Below are 15670 nucleotides of genomic sequence, written 5' to 3' on the forward strand. Positions count from 1 at the left end.
CGCGACCCCGCATCATTTCGACATCAGCTGTGTATCCGTTTCCGTAATCTTCGTCATTCGACTTCGCATTTGCCGTTCGCTGGAGCAAAGTAATGCGAGCCCGGCGATAATACGGACCGCACTGGGGGAGCGGCCCGACTGGTAGAAGTAGCACCAGGTATTCGGCGGGCGCGGCAGGGTGCGGGCATGGCCTCAAATCGGGGCATATCCGTGGGCTGGGAGGCTTGGTGAGCGGGCAGAGAGGTCAAGTGGGCAAACTGGTCGGTCGTGCACTGGTCAGTTTGGCGACCACAGTGGCGGCCACGCTGTTGCTGGCACCCGTAGCGGCGGCATCTCCGATAGGCGACGCCGAGGCCGCCATCATGGCCGCCTGGGAGAAGGCGGGAGGCGACACCTCCACGCTCGGCGCCCGAAAGGGCGACGTCTATGCCGTCGGCGACGGGTTCGCCCTGGACTTTGCCAACGGCAAGATGTTCTACACCCCTGACACCGGCGCCAAATCGATCTACGGCCCCATCCTGGACAAGTACGAGTCGTTGGGTGGCCCGGGCGGTAGCGACCTGGGGTTTCCCACCATCAACGAAATTCCCGGGCTCGCCGGACCCGACAGCCGGGTGAGTACCTTCTCCGCCAGCGACAAGCCGGTGATCTACTGGACGCCCGAACACGGCGCATATGTGGTGCGCGGCGCGATCAACACCGCCTGGGACAGGCTGGGCAGCTCGGGTGGCGTGTTGGGTGTCCCGGTCGCGGATGAAAGCTACGACGGCGAAGTCACCTCGCAGAAGTTCAGCGGCGGCCAGGTGTCCTGGAACCGGCAAACCAAACAATTCACCACCGTCCCGCCCGGACTAGCCGATCAACTGACCGGCTTGCAGGTGGTGATCGATCCCACCGCGGCGATCAATATGGCCTGGCGGGGCGCGGGCGGCGCCACCGGTCCGCTGGGCGGTAAACAGGGTGGCGAGTACCCCATCGGCGGCGACGGGGTTGCCCAGAACTTCGTCGGCGGCAAAGTGTTCTTCAGCCCGGCCACCGGGGCCAACGCCGTCGAGAGCGACATCTTGACCAAGTACGAGGCGCTCGGCGGACCGGTCAGCAGCGACCTGGGCTTTCCCACGTCCAACGAGACTGACGGCGGGTTTGGCAACGCCAGTCGGATCAGCACGTTCTCCGGCGCCGACAAGCCGGTGATTTTCTGGACGTCGGACCACGGCGCGTTCGTCGTCCGCGGAGCGATGAAGGCCGCGTGGGACAAGCTCCGCGGGCCCTCCGGCAAACTTGGCGCCCCCGTCGCCGACCAGACGATCGACGGCGACGTGGTCTCACAGCGGTTCACTGGCGGCAAGATCACGTGGGACCGGGCGAAGAACGTCTTCAGCACCGAGCCGGCAAACCTGGCACCGCTGTTGTCGGGTCTGCAGGTCCCGGGCCAGAACCAGCCCAGCACCTCGACGATGCCGGCGCATCCGAAGAAGTTCGCGTGGCACTGGTGGTACCTGTTGGCCGCCGTGCCGTTACTAGTGCTGGCGGTTCTGCTGATGGTGGTGGCGTTCGGGTGGCGTCGGCGTCGCCGTGCTGATCGGGAGGGGCTGACATACCTGCCGGACCGTGACCTCGACGACGACCTCGCCGGCTACGACGCCGCGGTCGACGGGCACTGGAGCCACAACGACGACGATCGAGAGTTCGAGCACTTGGCGCTCGGCAACCCGCACGCGGCGGAACACATGGACGCTGGGCACCGGGTCAGCTGGCCGCGCGGAGCCGGGGCGGCGACCGGGGTGGCCGACACTGTCCACGCGGGTGAGGAGTACGACGGCGATGTCGACGAGGGTTTCGAGGATCTGGGGTTCGACGACCAGGATCCCGACGCGGTGGACACCACGCCTATCGCGTCGAACGCGATAGCGGGGTACGCAGGCGAGGCGGAGACTCCGGAGCCGCCGGATGGTCCCGACAGCTACCTACCCGAGGTCGTGGCGCCGGAGATCGTCGTGCCGGAGGTCGCTGGCCCGGAAACGGACATTCCCGACGTCGAATTCCCCCAAGCTGAGGCTCCGGACTTTGCGGATGTGCCTGCGCCCGTCGCCGATGCGATTACCGGGCGCCACGCTGCGGTGGAAAGTTCCGAAGACGCCTGGGAAGGCGCCTGGGAGGATGCCCGGCAGATCCAGGAGGCCAGGTCCGCGCCGATCCCAACGCGGCCGAACCCGGCCGCACGCCCCACGTTGCACCTGCCGCTGGAGGACCCCTACCAGGCGCCCGACGGATATCCGATCAAAGCCAGCGCCCGCTCGGGGTTGTTCTACGCCCCGGACACCCCGCTCTACCACGACACGATCGCTGAGATCTGGTTCGCCAGCGAGGAAGTCGCCCAAGCCAACGGGTTCATCAAGGCCGACTAGAACTCGGCCAGGGGCAGCCGGCCTAAATCTTGCGGATCACCGTGACGACCTTGCCAAGCACCGTTGCGTCGTTGCCCGGGATGGGGTCGAACGCCGGGTTGTGGGGCATCAGCCACACCTGACCGCCGGCACGTTTGAACGTCTTGACGGTGGCCTCGCCGTCGATCATCGCCGCGACGATGTCCCCGTTGTCGGCGACGTTTTGTTGGCGCACCACCACCCAGTCGCCGTCGCAGATGGCCGCCTCGACCATCGAGTCGCCGACGACCTTGAGCAGGAACAGCGTTCCCTCGCCGACCAATTCACGGGGGAGTGGGAACACATCTTCGACCGCTTCTTCGGCGAGGATCGGGCCACCGGCCGCGATACGTCCCAGGACCGGGACAAACGTGGGTTCGGGCAACGCGTCTGAGCCGGGCACATCGGTGCGGGGCGCCACCACCTCGTCGGCGCCTCGGACGTCGACCGCTCGTGGCCGGTTCGGGTCCCGGCGCAGGTAGCCCTTGCGTTCCAGCGTGCGTAGCTGGTGGGCCACCGAGGAGGTCGACGTCAGGCCGACCGCGTCGCCGATTTCGCGGATACTCGGCGGGTATCCGCGGCTGGTGACCGAAGCGCGGATGACATTCAGGATGGTGCGCTGGCGCTCTGTTAACGCCGGATCCAGGGCATGCGGGCCGTCCGTCCCACTCGCGGCTGAAGTGTCGTTGCTGTCACTCATGGCACTGAATGTAGCCGCACCGCGCCCGAGAATCAAACATGTGTTCGACCGGCGTGTCGCGCAGTCCGGGGTGCCGGCCCAAACCAGGCGAATAACAAAGGTGTAACTCTTTAGTCAATCGGGTATCCGCGCTCCATGGCAGTGGTAGCGACCGGCAGCACTTGTCGGTGGTGTGGTCTAGCGTTTTGCTCGTCCGACACGCTTCGCTCAAATGTTCGCTTATCGAACACACGAGCGATTATAGTCGAACACACGAGCGAGAAGTAGTCGACCGGAGGATCCCCAAAATGACAGTTATCCAGTCAGTCCCGCCGCGTCCAGCGAATTTCCGCCGGCCGATCAGCACTCCCGGCTACGGCAGGCCGGGTTACCGCACGCTGGAGCGGACCAGAAGGCCGGGCCCGCCAAGGCCGGCGGGCGCGCCACCGCGCTACCACGGCACGGGCGTCGCGATGTCGACGGCCCCGCACCGCACCCGCCCCATCAGGCTGGCGACCACGGTGGGGCTGGCGCTGGCAGCTGGCGTAATCACACTGTGGCTGGGCATGGTCGCCCACCTCGGGGAGGTCATCAACAGCGACGCCAATTCGACTCCCGTCGTGCCCACCAAACTTTCGCTGGTACGCGTCGAGGCAGGGGAATCCCTGCAGGACTTGGCGGCCCGGGTGGCCCCCGGCGTACCAATTCGCCAGGAGGCCGAGCGCATCCGCGAACTCAACTCCTTGCAGTCGCCGACGTTGGCTGTGGGCCAGACCCTGATTGCGCCGGTCGGCTGACGGCATCGCAGTGGACTGCGAAAACAGCTCCACGCCAACGCTCCTCGGGAATCGCGGCCTCGAACGGCGATGGATCGCCACGGCATTGGCCCTGCGGGGGAGCGCCCAGGTACTCTCGGAGTGGTTTGCGATACCTGGATGTCAGCGCGGCGAAGGAGCGGCCATGCACTGCCCGTTCTGCCGGCATCCCGATTCCCGAGTGATCGATTCGCGGGAAACCGATGAGGGGCAGGCGATTAGGCGCCGCCGATCATGCCCCGAATGTGGCCGGCGCTTCACCACGGTGGAAACCGCGGTCCTCGCCGTGGTCAAGCGCAGCGGGGTCACTGAGCCCTTCAGCCGTGAGAAAGTCATCAGCGGTGTCCGTCGGGCATGTCAGGGCCGCCAGGTGGACGACGACGCGCTGAATCTGCTGGCCCAGCAAGTCGAGGACACCGTGCGCGCGGCGGGCTCGCCGGAGGTTCCGAGTCACGATGTCGGCCTGGCCATCCTCGGGCCGCTGCGCGACCTTGACGAAGTTGCCTACCTTCGGTTCGCGTCGGTATATCGATCCTTCTCCTCGGCCGATGATTTCGAGCGGGAGATCGAGGCACTTCGCGCGCATCGCAAAGTATCGACGCCGGGCTGACATGCCGCCCGAGCTGCATCCCGATCTCGCGGCGCTGGCACCCCTGCTGGGCACCTGGGCCGGTCGGGGACAGGGCAAATACCCGACGATTCAACCGTTCGAGTATTTCGAAGAAGTCGTGTTTTCCCATGTCGGTAAACCATTTCTGGCGTATGTGCAAAAGAGCCGGGCGGTAGCCGACGGGAGGCCGTTGCACGGCGAGACGGGTTATCTGCGTGTGCCGCAGCCGGGTCGCGTTGAGCTGGTCCTCGCGCACCCGAACGGCATCACCGAAATAGCGGTGGGTACATACTCGGTGACCGCCGACGTCATCGAAGTCGACTTGTCCAGCACGGCGGTCGGGCTGAGCCCGACCGCCAAAGAGGTTACCGCGCTTGGCCGTTCGATACGGATGGATGGCGACGAGCTGTCCTACTCGCTGCAGATGGCCGGGGTGGGGCAGCCACTGCAGGATCACCTCGCCGCCGTGTTGCACCGAAGTCACTGAACTTGCGCGGCATCAATTCGGTTGTGTCACACCACCGTTAGCCGCCCGGCCGGCGATCCCCGGCCCTGCCCACCGATCAGGTCGCGCTGCGTTCGTCGGCGCTTATGGCCTCCAAGACGGCGACCCGGGTGCCGGCCGAACCGGTGACCCTGTCTTCGCCGCCGCCTCTGCGCAGCAATGCGCGAAGCGCGGTCTGATCGTATTCGGACGGTGCAGTGGTGTCGATGAAACGCTGCACCACGTCGATGAAGCGGGCCGGGTCGTCATGGAAGGGAAAATGCCCGGAACCCTCGAAGATCTCGAGCTGCGAGCCCGGCATGGCGGCGTGCGCCATCCGGGCGTGCCGCACCGGTACCACCACATCCCTTGTGCCCCAGATGATCTGCACTGGGATGGCTTCGGTCAAATAGCATCGGTCCAGCATGGTGACGATCTGCCCACGCCAGTCCACCACGGCCCGCAAGGTGCGGCTGAACGCCGCCGAGGCCGTCGGCTCGGGTAGATCGTCCAGAATCCGCAACACGTTGGCCAAATCATTCCCCAGGCCGGTCGTGCCGACTGATTTGCCCACCAGCTGCCCCAGCAACTGCACCGCCGGCAGCACCAGGGGTAACCGCAGCAATGCCATGGCTTCGCTGCCCATCGGCAACGAGGCCCATCGCAACACGAAGTTGACGTCCTTGGTCACGCCGCCGGCCGAGACCAGAATCAATCGCTCGACCAACTGCGGGAACTGGTAGGCGAATTGCATCGCCACCCCGCCGCCCAGGGAATGGCCGACGATGGTCACCCGCTCGATGTCGAGCACGCTGAGCAGGTCACGCATTCCGTTGGCGTACGCCGCGACCGAGTAGTCGGCGCGTGGCTTGTCGGACTTGCCATGGCCCAGCAGATCGGGGGCGATGACCGTAAAACGCTGAGCGAGCTTGGCGTGCACGCCAGTCCAGGTAGTGGAGTTGTCGCCGATGCCGTGGATCAGCAGGATCGCCGGGCCGGACCCCGCGATCCGGAACGCCCGTTTGTAACCGTGGATGGTGCGGTACTGCAGCGAAGGTGCTGTCACTTCCCGCACCGGGCGAAGATTGCGCTTTCGCTCGGTCATCTCGCCAACCTCGCTGTCGGGCCGTCCGGGGGGCTCAAGCCGGATCGTCGTCGTCGAACTTCTTCTCCGCCTGCTGCGCCAGGAACCGCTCAAACTCCGCGCCGAGCTCCTCGCCGCTGGGCAGATCCTCGTCGCGCGTTAGTAACGACCTGTTCTCCTGCGCGTCGATGAACGCATCGTACTGGCGCTCAAGCGCGGCCACCACTTGAGCGACCTCCACGCTCGCCTGCACCTGCTCGTCGATCTTGGCCCGAATCTCGGCTGCCGCGTCGCCCAGCGCCGCCAGTGGCAGGTCCAGCGAGCCGGTCTTGGCGACCTGCTCGAGCAGCGCTTGGGCGGCGGCGGGATAGTCCGTCTGGGTCAGATAGTGCGGGACGTGCACGGTGAAGCCAACGACTTCATGACCGCTTTGGGCCATCCGGTATTCCAGCAGGTTCGACGCGCTGCCAGGGAGCTGGATCTCAGAAATCCACGGCTGAAAATCGGCGATCAGTTCGCCGTTGTTGGAGTGCGCCGTCATCGTGATCGGTCGGGTGTGTGGAACGGCCATCGGTACAGTGCCCAGCCCGATGGTTTGCCGCACACCGAGGCGCTCGGCCAGCAGCCGGACCGCGCTGATGAAGCGCTCCCACTTCAGATCCGGCTCCATTCCGGCCAGCAACAGAAACGGGGTGCCGACGCTGTCGCGCAGCGCGTACAGGCTTAGCTCTGGATCGTCGTAGTGGGTGAAGTGATCGGTCTTGAACGTCATCAACGGCCGCCGCGATCGGTAGTCGAGCAATTCGTCGATCGCGAAGGACGCGACGAGTTCGGTGTCTAGAGCGGCCTTGAGGTGGCCGGCCGCCAGCCTGATGGCATGACCCGCGTCGGAGAAGCCCTCCAATGCGTGCACCAACACGGGGCCGCGGCCGTCGGAAGTGACCAACTGGGGCGCCGGGAACTCAAGCTCGTACATGCCGGGTTGTCCCGGCTGGTAGTCCTGCGCCTCGCCGGGGTCCTGATCGTGGGCCATGGGTGTTGCCTCCTGTCGGGGGTCTCTCCAGGGTGCCGCTTCCAGTGGCACTTAAAACGGGCGGACACCAGTAATTGAACAACGAACGCAAGACGTCCTATGTCCCCGAAACGCACCACCGTCCACCGGTTCTGCGTCCGTCGGTTGTCTCTCCCGGCAATTTGCTCGGGGAACGTCAGCGCATTCGGCTCCGTTCAACCCTGCTTGCCAGCCCGTGGTCAGGCATGATGGAGATCGATGCGCACCCGGGTGGTACTTGTTTGCCCGCTGGCCAGCCTGGCGCTATTGCTGGCGTCATGCGGCCGGTCGGTCGATCATGCCGGGACCAGTCACGGACCGAGCCAGGGCAGCCATGGGTCCGTCGAGCAGCTCAGCCAACCCGAGTACGGGCCGGTAGCCAGGCCGGTCAATCCGGATCCCCGTGTAGGCGCGATCTTCCCGGACAGCGGCAAGATGCACTCTTGTACCGCCTCGGTGGTGCATTCCAAGGACGGCGACCTGGTGCTGACCGCTGCGCACTGCTTGCTCGGAACTCTCCGGGCAAGCTTTGTGCCGGGTTTCTCCGGCGATGCCACGCCGGGCGATATGTGGACGGTTGGTGAGGTGTACTTCGATGGCCGCTGGCTGGCGAATAGGGAGCCGCGTGCGGACTATGCAATCGCCCGGGTGAGTAGGGCCGACGGCGGATCGGTGGAGGCGCGTGCGGGCTCAGCGCTGTCGCTGGGCACGGCCCCGGCTGCGGGAAGCCGTGTCACCGTGACGGGGTATGCGGCCGGCGTAGGCGGGCAGCCGATCGGTTGCCAGGCCAGCACTGGAGTCACCACGACGGGGTTTCCCTCGTTGGCATGTGACGGCCTGGTCGGCGGCACCAGCGGCGCACCATGGGTAATGGGTTCAACCATTACGGGCGTGATCGGCGGCATTGAGGGCGGCGGATGCGCGGAAAGCATGTCGTATTCGCCGCCGTTCGACGACCACACCGCGGCGCTGCTGGCCCGTGCTGAAGCTGGCGGTCCAGGCGACGCGGCGCCGCGCGATTTCGACGACACCTGCTAGCCGACGGAATCGTCATTCCTCATCGGTCCGTTGCACGGACCGAATCGTCACTGGCTCAGCGGCGGAACTGGTGCAGCGCCCGCACCTTGTTCATCACGTCCAGCGCAGCCACCTTGTAGGCCTCAGAGAACGTCGGGTAGTTGAACACCGCATCGACCAGATACCCGACGGTGCCGCCGCACCCCATCACGGCCTGCCCAATGTGGACCATCTCGGTGGCACTGGTGCCGAAGATATGCACGCCGAGCAGCTTGAGGTCGTCAGTGGACACCAACAGTTTGAGCATGCCGTACGAGTCGCCGGCGATCTGGCCGCGAGCCAGCTCCCGGTAGCGCGCCACGCCGACCTCGTAGGGGATCGAATCCCTGGTCAGCTCCACCTCGGTCGCGCCCACATAGGAGACCTCGGGTATCGAGTAGATGCCGATCGGCTGCAGGTCGGTGATGCTGTCGCACGCCTCCCCGAACGCGTGGTAGGCGGCCAGTCGGCCTTGTTCCATCGACGTCGCGGCCAGTGCGGGGAAACCGATGACGTCGCCGACGGCATAGATATGGGGGACTTTGGTCTGGAACTTGTCGTCGACGAAAATCCGCCCGCGGCCCTCGGTCTCCAGTCCCGCGTTCTCGAGGTCGAGGCGGTCGGTCTGACCCTGCCGCCCGGCGGAGTACATCACCGTTTCGGCGGGAATCTGCTTGCCGCTGGCCAGCGTGGTGACGGTGCCGGCGGCGCCGACGTCGACCGCGGTCACCTCCTCACCGAACCGGAAGGTCACCGCCAGGTCGCGCAGGTGAAACTTCAGCGCCTCGACGACCTCGGGGTCGCAGAAATCCAGCATGTCGTTCCGCTTTTCCACGACGGTCACCTTGGTGCCCAACGCGGCGAACATCGAGGCGTACTCGATGCCGACCACACCGGCGCCCACCACCACCATTGACGCGGGCAGTGACTTGAGGTCGAGGATGCCGTCGGAGTCCAGCACCCTCTCCTCGTCGAACTCGACCCCGGACGGACGCGCCGGCCTGGTGCCGGTGGCGATGACGATGTAATCGCCTGTGATGGTGGTCTTTTCGCGGCCGCCGGGCTCTTCGACCTCGACCGTGTGCGCGTCGACGAACCGGCCGTGACCGATCAGCAGGTCGACCCGGTTGCGCATCAACTGGCTGCGCACCACGTCGACTTCCTTGCCGATCACATGCTGCGTCCGGGCCAGCAGATCCGCAGGCGTGATCCGGTCTTTGACGCGGTAGCTCGCCCCGTACAGCTCGCGCTGACTCATCCCGGTGAGGTAAAGCACCGCCTCGCGCAACGTTTTGGACGGAATTGTGCCCGTGTTGACGCACACGCCACCCAGCATTCTCCCGCGTTCGATGATCGCGACGGACTTGCCGAGCTTGGCCGAAGCGATGGCGGCTTTCTGCCCCCCGGGCCCTGAACCGATAACCACCATGTCGTACTGACGCATCGACCCCATGAGATGACAGTAGAACGCACAGTGCCGATTTCGTCCACAGGAGAGTGGCCGTGCCGGGTCGCCCGCGGGCCGACTGACGGTGCGGCTTGTCAGCGTGATGCTCATGACCAAACATCGACCTGACTTTGAGTTGAATCGTCCCGGCGCACTGATCGCCGCGCTACCGGCCGTCCTGGGTTTCGTGCCAGAAAAATCGTTGGTTCTGGTGTCGTTGGAGGGCGGCTCGCTGGGGTCGGTGATGCGAGTCGACCTCTCCGACGAACTCGTCGACCGCATTGACCACCTCGCCGAGATAACCGCCACAGCGCAACCCGATGCGGCGATCGCGGTGATCGTCGATGCCGAAGGCGCGCAATGCCCGTCGTGCGGCGAGGAATATCGACAGCTATGTGAAGCGCTCACCGATGCGCTGGCGCAGCACGAAATCTCCCTGTACGCAGCGCATGTGGTGGACCGGGTGGCACTGGGCGGGCGCTGGCATTGTGTCGACGGCTGCGGCGCGGGTGGTGAGGTCGATGACCCGACGGCGTCCCCATTGGCCGCCGCGGCGGTGCTGGACGGCCGTCGGCTGTACCCGCGACGCGCCGACCTGCAGGCTGTCATCGCCGTCGACGACGCGGCGCGCAGCGCCGAGTTGGCCGCACCGCTCGCGCGTCAGGCGAGCGTGCGCGAGATCGCACACGGCGCGGACTCCGCCGGCTGCTGTCGGCGCGACGTGGAGCGCGCGATGGCCGCGGCCGCACGGGTGGCCGAGGGCTTACCGCTTTGCGACGCGGATCTGGTGGAGCTGGGCTGCGCGCTAAGCGACGTGCAGGTGCGCGACACGCTCTATGCCCTGGCGGTGGGCGAAACCGCCGGAGCGGCCGAGTCGTTGTGGGCGGTGTTGGCGCGCATCCTGCCCCAGCCGTGGCGCGTCGAGGCGCTGGTGTTGCTCGCATTCAGTGCGTATGCCCGCGGCGACGGGCCGCTGGCCGGAGTGTCGCTGGAGGCCGCCCTGCGCTGCGCGCCGGGCCATCGCATGGCGGGCATGCTGGACACCGCGCTGCAGTCCGGTTTGCGGCCCGAGGAGATCCGGAAGTTGGCGCTTACCGGCTACCGGCTGGCGGAGCGGATCGGCGTGCGGCTCCCGCCGCGACGACAGTTCGGCCGACGGGCCGGCTAGCCGTGAGGCGTCAGACCTTCTCGACTTTCACCGCGTGCGCCATTTCGTGTGGCAGCGTGACGTTCTCGTGACCGGGTATGACGATCGTGACCCCACCGGCCGGGTTGGTCTCGACAGTCACGCGCGCGTTGGGCACCACGCCGGCGTCCTTGAGCCGGGTTATCAGGTCGATGTCGCCCTGCACATGCTCGGTGAGCTGGCGGACAACGACCGCCACGGGCGAGCCGGCGGGCAACTCGGTCAACCTGACCAGGTTCGCGCCGTCGGCGCCAGACTCGGGTCCCACGCCCAGGTCCAGCAGGCCTGGGATCGGGTTGCCGAACGGGGACGTGGTGGGGTTGTTGAGCACCTGCACCAGCCGGCGCTCGACGTCCTCACTCATCACGTGCTCCCACCGGCATGCCTCGGCATGCACTTCCTCCCACGGCAATCCGATGACGTCGACCAGCAGCCGCTCGGCAAGGCGGTGCTTGCGCATCACGGCGACGGCTAATGTCCTGCCCTTATCGGTCAGCTCAAGGTGGCGGTCGCCGGCCACATGGAGCAGTCCGTCGCGCTCCATCCGGGATACGGTCTGGCTGACGGTCGGCCCGCTTTGGTCAAGGCGCTCGGCGATCCGGGCGCGCAGCGGAGTCACACCCTCTTCCTCGAGGTCGTAGATCGTCCGCAGGTACATCTCGGTGGTATCAACCAGGTCGTTCATTCAGCACCTTCCATTGCCGCTGAGTCTACTTGGCCAGCTGGCTGAATGGTTCTCCAAAACGCTCCATGCAGCAGTATGCCCGCCGCAAGCGCGGCGGGCATACTGGCTGCTACCTGGCTCTAATTGGCGGCCCCAACTGATGTGTCAACTCGCGTACGAACGCAGCCGGTCAGCCCTGTCGCCGTTGCGCAGCTTGCACATCACGTCGCGCTCGATCTGGCGAACGCGCTCGCGCGACAGGCCGAACAACTTACCGATCTGATCCAGGGTGCGCGGCTGGCCGTCGTCGAGACCGAAACGCAGCCGGATCACCTGGTGCTCACGCTCGTCGAGAGTGGCCAGCACGCTTCGGATGTCGGTGTGCAGCAGCTCGGCAATGACGGCGTTTTCCGCGGACATCGCTTCGGCATCCTCGATGAAGTCACCCAACGGGGCCTCTTCTTCAGAACCGACGGGCATGTCGAGGCTTACCGGGTCGCGGCTGTGCTCGAGCAGATCGTTGATCTTTTCAACCGGGATGCCGGATTCGGCGGCGAGTTCCTCATCGGTGGCCTCGCGGCCCAGGTTCTGGTGCATCTCCCGCTTGATCCGGGCCAGCTTGTTGACCTGTTCGACGAGATGAACCGGCAACCGGATGGTGCGGCTCTGGTCAGCCATACCGCGGGTGATGGCCTGGCGAATCCACCAAGTCGCATAGGTGGAGAACTTGAATCCCTTTGAGTAGTCGAACTTCTCCATGGCGCGGATTAGCCCGAGGTTGCCTTCCTGGATAAGGTCCAGCAGCGGCATCCCGCGACCCGTGTAGCGCTTGGCCAGCGAAACCACCAGGCGCAGGTTGGCTTCCAGCAAGTGACGGCGAGCAGCCTCGCCATCGCGCACGACGGCCGCCAGGTCGCGCTTGCGGTTCTCCCCGAGGCGCTTGCGGGTTTCCAGCAGATGTTCGGCATACAGGCCGGTCTCGATGCGCTTGGCAAGTTCGACTTCGTCGGCGGCGTTGAGCAACGCAGTCTTACCGATGCCATTCAGATATACGCGCACCAGATCCGCGGCGGGGCTTTGAGCATCCAGATCGCTGTCAACCCGGCCTGTGGTGGCCCTCTTGGTGGCTTCGGCCATTACGCCCTCCCCGATCCGCTTGCGGCTTTGTTCTTTCATGTCGTTTAACGACACACCCAAACGCAGAGTTCCCGGCCCGCTGCGATCTCACACCCGCTGACGTGCAGAGATGTGCCGATGACCTGAGAATGTCTTAAGAAGTGCGGCCGGGTGTGGGCCAGCCGGAACTCCGGTGGGTCTAAGCCCTGTCCTCTGGGCCCGTGGTCCAGTCCGGCTGCGGTCCGGGGTCTCGCCTCGACTCGAGTGCGGGCCGCTCGGCCGTCGGGAACAACGGCGTGCGCCGCCGCGCATTGTCGAAACGGCGGGGCTCGTCGGCGCTTCGAGGCGGCCGATCGTTGGCGATCAACACGGCCATCCATGGCAGCGGAATGGAAGCGGCCACAATCAGCAGCGAGATCAGACCGTTGTGCCAGGCGCCGTACGCGACTGCGGCCAGGAGCAGCGCCGGAATACGGAAAGCCATCAGTGTGAGGTACTTGCGCACCCGCGCCCGATGCTGCACCTCATACGAAGGTGCCGCGGCGGTGATCAGCACCGGCCGGCCGTCGTCGTCGAAACCCAGCTGGGAGCCGCGCTTCATTTCTCCACTCTCCCACACCTGCATGACTGCGCCCACACCCGAACGGTTCCGGCCGAGGCGGGCAAGGAGGCACAATGTCAGGCATGGATACCCAGACGGTCGAGCGCACTGATGCCGAAGAACGCGTCGACGACGGGACCGGCAGCGATACGCCCAAATACTTCCATTACGTCAAGAAGGACAAGATCGCCGAGAGCGCGGTCATGGGAAGTCACGTGGTCGCCTTGTGCGGCGAGGTTTTTCCCGTCACCCGGTCGCCCAAGCCGGGGTCACCGGTCTGCCCGGACTGCAAGCAGATCTACGACAGGCTCAAGCAGGGCTGATCCACCCACCCCTCACGTCGGAGGTTCTGCCGTCACGATTTCGGGCTGTCGCGAGTCGGAACGCGTCGCTGCCGGTCCGCGGCGCAGCCGCGACTTCAACCAGTTCCCGAGCCGGTGGGCATGCGTCGTGGGTGCGGGGAACTCCTCTTGGATGGCGGCGTTGAGCTCCGCGCCGATCATGATCGCAAAACCGCCGAAGAACGCGAACAACAGGAAAGCGATCGGCGTCGACAACGCGCCATAGGTGTAGCCCGTGCTGGTGATCCACCTCAGATAGAACCGCAGGCCCAGCGTGGCGGTCAGGAACACCACGGTGGCCAGGATCGCGCCGAGAATCAGCCGATGGGACGGCAGCGGCACCGGCAGGGCCACCCGGTACAGGACCATCACCCCCAACATCAGGCCCAGCACCAGCGCCGGGTAGTAGCCGTAATGCAGCACATAGGCCCAGCTGGGCGGGATGTGTTCGCTCACCGTGCGCGGCCCCACCACCGCCACCGGTGCGGCCACCACCACGACTACGAGCATCACCACGTAGAGAAACAACGCGAAGAAACGCTGGCGCACCGGATGGCGCAACGGCGTCTGGTCGTGCGCCTCGACCACGGAATCGACAAATGCCGAGATGGCCGACGAACCCGCCCACAACGAGATCAAAAAGCCCAGTGACACCACCTCACCGCGGGCGTTGCTGGCGATGTCGCGAATGGTCGGCTCGATGATTTCGTTGACCACGCTGGGTGAAAAGAAGCTGTGTGCCGTGGAGATCACGCTTTTTTCAATCGATGACAAGGTGTCCGCACCGAACAACGGGGCCACGTACGCCAAGCTGCCCAACATCCCTAACAGGAGTGGTGGCAGCGACAGACAGGACCAGAATCCAGCCTGCGCCGACTCCGAGAAAATCGAGTCATCCCAGCTTTTGGATAGGGCCCGCAGACTGATTCGCCACACGTGGTGGCGGGTCGGTTTAGCGACTTGGTCGCTCATACCAGTCCAGCATTACCGACGACCTCGCATTACCAGCACATTACCGGGAGGCGAGTTCGGCTTATCTAGCTTGCGCTGACCTCCAGCACAGCGGCCAGTTCGATCAACTTTGCCTCGTGCTCGTTGGCGTGATGTTGGCAGAAGAGAAGCTCGGCACCGGAAGGCAGCTTGGCACGGACACGGGCAGCAGCGCCGCAACGGTCGCAACGATCGGCTCTAGTCAGCTCGGGACTGGTCAGAGTTGCGGTCATTGGCGTCTCCGTTTCTGGCGTGTGTTCAACTCTCTCAGACGTTCACGGTTTTCGCGTTGTTCCCCGATCGTTCTCGGGTGTGTCGTTTCTCACGGATTTTGCGGTCGCCCCGTCGGGCAGGGTGGCTGTATGACGCCCGCCCTGGCATTGGTGCACTTGTGCGGCGCGCAGGACTGGACGGACGCGCGCGCCCGTGGCGGTCTACAACCCGACCCCAGCGTCGGATTCATCCATTTGTCGACGCCCGAGCAGGTGCATCTGCCGGCGAACCGGCTCTTCTACGGCCGCTCCGACCTGGTGCTGCTGCACATCGACCCGACGCTGCTGGACTCACCGTTGCGCTGGGAGGCGGGTGTGCCGACGGACCCGGAAACGATGCTCTTCCCGCATCTGTACGGCCCGCTGCCGGTGCGCGCCGTGGTCCGCGTCACTGACTACCGGCCGGCGCGTGACGGCACGTTCGCGCCGGACGCGGGGATTCAGGACTCCACGTAGGCATCCGCCTCGATCTCCACCAGCAGCCCGGGTGCGATCAGCCGGGAGACCTCGACCATGGTGGCGACCGGGCGTATTTCACCGAAGACCTCAGCGTGCACGTCGCCGACTTCGCGCCAGCGCGCAATGTCCGTCACGTAAATGCGGGTGCGCACCACATCGGCGAGCGTCGCGCCGGCTTGCGCGAGCGCAATTTCTATGCGGTGCAAAGCATCTCGCGTCTGCGCGGCCACGTCGTGGCCGGTACCCGTCGTACCGGCCACTGCCACGTGCGGGCCGATGCGCACGGCCCGTGAGTAGCCGACGATCGATTCGAATTCGGATCCCGACGAGACAACGGTGCGGCTGGTTGACATGCGGTTACGCTAGGCCCGGCTTGGCCTGCCGCGTAA

General features: G+C 65.6%; 18 protein-coding genes. 8 read left to right on the forward strand and 10 right to left on the reverse strand.

Features of this window, described 5'->3' with window-relative positions; genetic code table 11:
* The first annotated feature begins 227 nt into the window (after positions 1-227).
* Positions 228-2408: a hypothetical protein gene (locus JO236_RS10175; RefSeq protein WP_293328178.1), complete on the forward strand. Its 2181-nt coding sequence runs from the start codon at positions 228-230 to the stop codon at positions 2406-2408.
* Positions 2409-2430: 22 nt separating this feature from the next.
* On the opposite strand, the gene lexA is transcribed toward JO236_RS10175, so the two are convergent.
* Positions 2431-3126 carry a transcriptional repressor LexA gene (gene lexA, locus JO236_RS10180; protein ID WP_293328180.1) on the reverse strand — a complete coding sequence of 232 codons (696 nt, stop codon included), beginning with the start codon at positions 3124-3126 and terminating at the stop codon, positions 2431-2433.
* Between the two features lie 287 nt (positions 3127-3413).
* Between lexA and JO236_RS10185 the strand changes: the two genes are divergently transcribed.
* The 3 genes from JO236_RS10185 (at position 3414) to JO236_RS10195 (ending at position 5017) form a co-directional block, all read left to right on the forward strand.
* Entirely contained in the window at positions 3414-3902 is a 489-nt protein-coding gene (locus tag JO236_RS10185) for a LysM peptidoglycan-binding domain-containing protein (RefSeq protein WP_293328182.1), read from the forward strand.
* Between the two features lie 163 nt (positions 3903-4065).
* On the forward strand, positions 4066-4530 hold the full coding sequence (gene nrdR / locus JO236_RS10190) for a transcriptional regulator NrdR (protein WP_293328184.1): 465 nt from the start codon (positions 4066-4068) through the stop codon (positions 4528-4530).
* 1 nt (position 4531) lies between these two features.
* Positions 4532-5017, forward strand: coding sequence for a peroxynitrite isomerase (locus JO236_RS10195; RefSeq protein ID WP_293328186.1), 486 nt, complete (start codon positions 4532-4534; stop codon positions 5015-5017).
* 76 nt (positions 5018-5093) lie between these two features.
* Here JO236_RS10195 and JO236_RS10200 read toward each other — a convergent pair whose 3' ends face one another.
* Positions 5094-6119, reverse strand: coding sequence for an alpha/beta fold hydrolase (locus JO236_RS10200; protein ID WP_293328188.1), 1026 nt, complete (start codon positions 6117-6119; stop codon positions 5094-5096).
* A gap of 34 nt (positions 6120-6153) precedes the next feature.
* Positions 6154-7131: a proteasome assembly chaperone family protein gene (locus JO236_RS10205; RefSeq protein ID WP_293328190.1), complete on the reverse strand. Its 978-nt coding sequence runs from the start codon at positions 7129-7131 to the stop codon at positions 6154-6156.
* Positions 7132-7368: 237 nt separating this feature from the next.
* On the opposite strand from JO236_RS10205, the gene JO236_RS10210 reads away from it, so the two are divergent.
* Positions 7369-8187 (forward strand): trypsin-like serine peptidase, encoded by an 819-nt coding sequence (locus JO236_RS10210; protein ID WP_293328192.1) that lies wholly within the window; start codon positions 7369-7371, stop codon positions 8185-8187.
* 55 nt (positions 8188-8242) lie between these two features.
* On the opposite strand, the gene sthA is transcribed toward JO236_RS10210, so the two are convergent.
* Positions 8243-9649, reverse strand: coding sequence for a Si-specific NAD(P)(+) transhydrogenase (sthA, locus tag JO236_RS10215; protein WP_293329399.1), 1407 nt, complete (start codon positions 9647-9649; stop codon positions 8243-8245).
* Positions 9650-9761: 112 nt separating this feature from the next.
* Here sthA and JO236_RS10220 point away from each other — a divergent pair, with 112 nt between their 5' ends.
* Positions 9762-10820 carry a DUF4192 domain-containing protein gene (locus tag JO236_RS10220; protein ID WP_293328194.1) on the forward strand — a complete coding sequence of 353 codons (1059 nt, stop codon included), beginning with the start codon at positions 9762-9764 and terminating at the stop codon, positions 10818-10820.
* Positions 10821-10830: 10 nt separating this feature from the next.
* Here the strand turns inward: JO236_RS10220 and ideR are convergent, their stop codons facing one another.
* The 3 genes from ideR to JO236_RS10235 form a co-directional block, all read right to left on the reverse strand.
* Positions 10831-11523, reverse strand: coding sequence for an iron-dependent transcriptional regulator IdeR (gene ideR, locus JO236_RS10225; protein ID WP_293328196.1), 693 nt, complete (start codon positions 11521-11523; stop codon positions 10831-10833).
* Positions 11524-11667: 144 nt separating this feature from the next.
* Positions 11668-12639 (reverse strand): sigma-70 family RNA polymerase sigma factor SigB, encoded by a 972-nt coding sequence (gene sigB, locus JO236_RS10230; protein WP_293328198.1) that lies wholly within the window; start codon positions 12637-12639, stop codon positions 11668-11670.
* Positions 12640-12817: 178 nt separating this feature from the next.
* Positions 12818-13237 carry a DUF3099 domain-containing protein gene (locus JO236_RS10235; RefSeq protein ID WP_293329400.1) on the reverse strand — a complete coding sequence of 140 codons (420 nt, stop codon included), beginning with the start codon at positions 13235-13237 and terminating at the stop codon, positions 12818-12820.
* A gap of 65 nt (positions 13238-13302) precedes the next feature.
* Between JO236_RS10235 and JO236_RS10240 the strand changes: the two genes are divergently transcribed.
* A complete protein-coding gene (locus tag JO236_RS10240; protein WP_293329401.1) occupies positions 13303-13542 on the forward strand; it encodes a DUF3039 domain-containing protein in 240 nt (79 codons plus the stop codon).
* A gap of 12 nt (positions 13543-13554) precedes the next feature.
* Here JO236_RS10240 and JO236_RS10245 read toward each other — a convergent pair whose 3' ends face one another.
* Positions 13555-14532 (reverse strand): YihY/virulence factor BrkB family protein, encoded by a 978-nt coding sequence (locus tag JO236_RS10245; protein WP_293328200.1) that lies wholly within the window; start codon positions 14530-14532, stop codon positions 13555-13557.
* 65 nt (positions 14533-14597) lie between these two features.
* Entirely contained in the window at positions 14598-14783 is a 186-nt protein-coding gene (locus JO236_RS10250) for a hypothetical protein (RefSeq protein WP_293328202.1), read from the reverse strand.
* Between the two features lie 129 nt (positions 14784-14912).
* Between JO236_RS10250 and JO236_RS10255 the strand changes: the two genes are divergently transcribed.
* Positions 14913-15278: a DUF952 domain-containing protein gene (locus JO236_RS10255; protein ID WP_293328204.1), complete on the forward strand. Its 366-nt coding sequence runs from the start codon at positions 14913-14915 to the stop codon at positions 15276-15278.
* Here JO236_RS10255 and JO236_RS10260 read toward each other — a convergent pair.
* Positions 15263-15634 carry a RidA family protein gene (locus tag JO236_RS10260; protein ID WP_293328206.1) on the reverse strand — a complete coding sequence of 124 codons (372 nt, stop codon included), beginning with the start codon at positions 15632-15634 and terminating at the stop codon, positions 15263-15265. The genes JO236_RS10255 and JO236_RS10260 overlap by 16 nt on opposite strands.
* Positions 15635-15670: the final 36 nt, after the last annotated feature.

Origin of the sequence: Mycobacterium sp., from assembly GCF_019247635.1 — a bacterium.
Lineage (GTDB): Bacteria > Actinomycetota > Actinomycetes > Mycobacteriales > Mycobacteriaceae > Mycobacterium.